4 protein-coding genes are annotated in these 2,269 nt (G+C 69.0%); 3 read left to right on the top strand and 1 reads right to left on the bottom strand.

From position 1 onward, the window contains the following. The first annotated feature begins 48 nt into the window (after positions 1-48). The gene (locus ACRDSQ_RS13215; RefSeq protein WP_431421292.1) at positions 49-597 is read left to right on the top strand and encodes a GNAT family N-acetyltransferase; all 549 of its coding nucleotides are present in this window, start codon (positions 49-51) and stop codon (positions 595-597) included. Here ACRDSQ_RS13215 and ACRDSQ_RS13210 read toward each other — a convergent pair. Then, positions 594-836, bottom strand: coding sequence for a DUF3039 domain-containing protein (locus ACRDSQ_RS13210; protein ID WP_431421291.1), 243 nt, complete (start codon positions 834-836; stop codon positions 594-596). The two genes, ACRDSQ_RS13215 and ACRDSQ_RS13210, sit on opposite strands and share 4 nt — an antisense overlap. A 66-nt stretch (positions 837-902) precedes the next feature. Here ACRDSQ_RS13210 and ACRDSQ_RS13205 point away from each other — a divergent pair, with 66 nt between their 5' ends. Further along, the gene (locus ACRDSQ_RS13205; RefSeq protein ID WP_431421290.1) at positions 903-1,697 is read left to right on the top strand and encodes a sporulation protein; all 795 of its coding nucleotides are present in this window, start codon (positions 903-905) and stop codon (positions 1,695-1,697) included. Between the two features lie 166 nt (positions 1,698-1,863). Beyond that, positions 1,864-2,269 (top strand): pseudouridine-5'-phosphate glycosidase (locus ACRDSQ_RS13200; protein ID WP_431421289.1); only part of this gene is annotated, 406 nt, incomplete at its 3' end.

Raw genomic sequence — 2,269 nt, 5'->3', positions numbered from 1 at the left:
TGTCGCCGGGCCCGCGCTGTCATGCCGGGTCGGAGGTAGAACACATCCATGATCATGTGGAGCCGACTGTGGGAGACCGACGTTTCCCACCACACCCACGAACGCCTCGCCGAGCTGTTCGTCTTGGCCTACCCGCGTAGCGCGGCGAAGTTCAGTGGGGCCCGGAGCTGGTCGAGCGCCCGGCCGGAGACCCGGATCGTCGGCACCCTCGACGGTCACGCGGTGGCGCACCTGGGGATCCTGCGGCGGTTCCTCCGCACGGACACCGGGGCGGGCCTGCTGGTCGGCGATGTCGGTTTGGTGGCCGTCCACCCGGACCTGCACGGGCGCGGCGTCGGCGGGGAGCTACTGCGCCGCGCGACCGCGGTGCTGGCTGGGCTCGACATGCCGTTCGGGTTCCTGACCTGCGGTAACCATGTCGTCCCGTTTTACCGCTCGGCGGGGTGGCACCTGCTCGACGGGCAGGTCACCCGGATGATCGACAGCAGGAACGAGACCGTGGTCTACGGCGAGGCGTCGATGGTGCTGCCGGTCGGCGCGGCGCTGTCCGACTGGCCCGCGGGCCAGTCGGTCGTCCGCGACGGGTGGGAGGTCTAGGCCTTCATCCGCTCGTAGATCTTCTTGCAGTCCGGGCAGACCGGGGAGCCGGGCTTGGCCGCCTTCGTCACCGGGAACACCTCGCCGCACAGCGCCACGACCATGGAGCCCATGATCGCGCTTTCGGCGATCTTGTTCTTCTTGACGTAGTGGAACATCTTGGGGGTGTCGTCGCTGGTGGTGTCGGTGCCCTCGGGGCTCGTGTCGACATCAGGCCGCGTCTGGGTGGGTGCGCTCACCTGTCCATGATGCAACATCGGGTCAAAATCGTGCGTACACGGTCCGCGGGCCGGCAGGATGCGCGCATGTTCCAGAAGGTGTTGGCGAGCTTGGGCTCGGGTGGCGCGAAAGTGGACGCCCGCATCATCGACCCGGCCGTGCGCCCCGGCGGCACACTGCGTGGCGAGGTGCTGTTGACCGGCGGGCAGGTCGACCAGCAGGTCGAGTCGCTCGGGGTGTCGGTGTTGGCCCGGGTCGAGACCGGCAACACGACCGCTGACCTGCCGGTTCAGTCCGTGCACCTGGCGGGCCGCGAGCTGATCCGCGCCGGGTCGCAGATCACCGTCCCGTTCGAGGTGCAGCTGCCTTGGGAGACGCCGATCACCTCGGTCCTCGGCAAGCACCTCACCGGCATGGCCGTGGGCCTGCAAACGAACCTCGACCTGGCAGGCAGTGTCGTCGACCCGCAGGATGTCGACGCGATCCCAGTCGAGCCGCTGCCCGCGCAACACCGAATCCTGGACGCGATGAGCCGGATCGGCTTCCAGTTCCGCGGGGCGAACCTGGAGAAGAACCGGCTCGACGGCGTCGACCAGCAGCTGCCGTTCTTCCAGGAGATCACCTTCACCCCGTCCCCCGCGTTCGCCCAGGCGTTCGCCGAGGTCACCGTTACCTTCCTGGCCCGCCCGCAGGACGTGCAGGTGGTGCTCGACGTGGTGAAGAAGGTGCGGGTCGCCAAGGGTGGCGGACTTGGGTCGCGCAGCCAGTCGATGCTGGGCAGCTTCGTCGTGCAGAACGCGACCTTGGCGCAGAACAACTGGGAGAAGCAGCTCGAAGCCTGGTTCCACCAGGTCGCCGCCCCCCGCGCCATCTTCGACTGACCCCGAACCCGGTCGCGAGTCCCCAGTTCCCGACAATGAGTTCTCATTTCGCGCGTCCGAAATCCCGGCTGACCGCACGTTGGCAGGGAAATCGGGCTGCGCGAAATGAGCACTCGTTGTCGGGAACTGGGGACTCGCGGGGTGAGGGGTGGGGGATGATCGGTGGGTGAGTGAACTGAGCACTGATCATCTGGTTCTGTCCGATGAGGTCGCCGACGCGTTGGCGCAGGGGCGCGCGGTCGTCGCGTTGGAGAGCACGTTGCTGGCTCATGGGCTGCCCGCGGGCCGCAACCACGAGGTCGGTGTCCGGCTGGAGCGGGTGGTCCGGGAATCGGGGGCGGTGCCCGCGACGATCGCGGTGCTCGACGGCAAGGCGCGGATCGGGCTCAGCGAAGCCGAACTCGACCGGGTCTGCGCGAAGGACTCCGGCCTGGTCAAGCTTTCCCGCCGCGACCTGGGCCCGGCCCTGGCGCTCGGCCGCGACGGCGCGACCACGGTGGCGAGCACCGCCACCCTCGCCCACCAGGCGGGCATCGGCGTGTTCGCGACCGGCGGCCTCGGCGGCGTCCACC

Source organism: Actinokineospora sp. (assembly GCF_050699995.1).
In the GTDB taxonomy this organism is placed as follows: Bacteria; Actinomycetota; Actinomycetes; order Mycobacteriales; family Pseudonocardiaceae; genus Actinokineospora.
The sequence above is the reverse complement of the archived record's forward strand: the minus strand, read 5'-3'. Positions and strand labels throughout refer to the sequence as shown.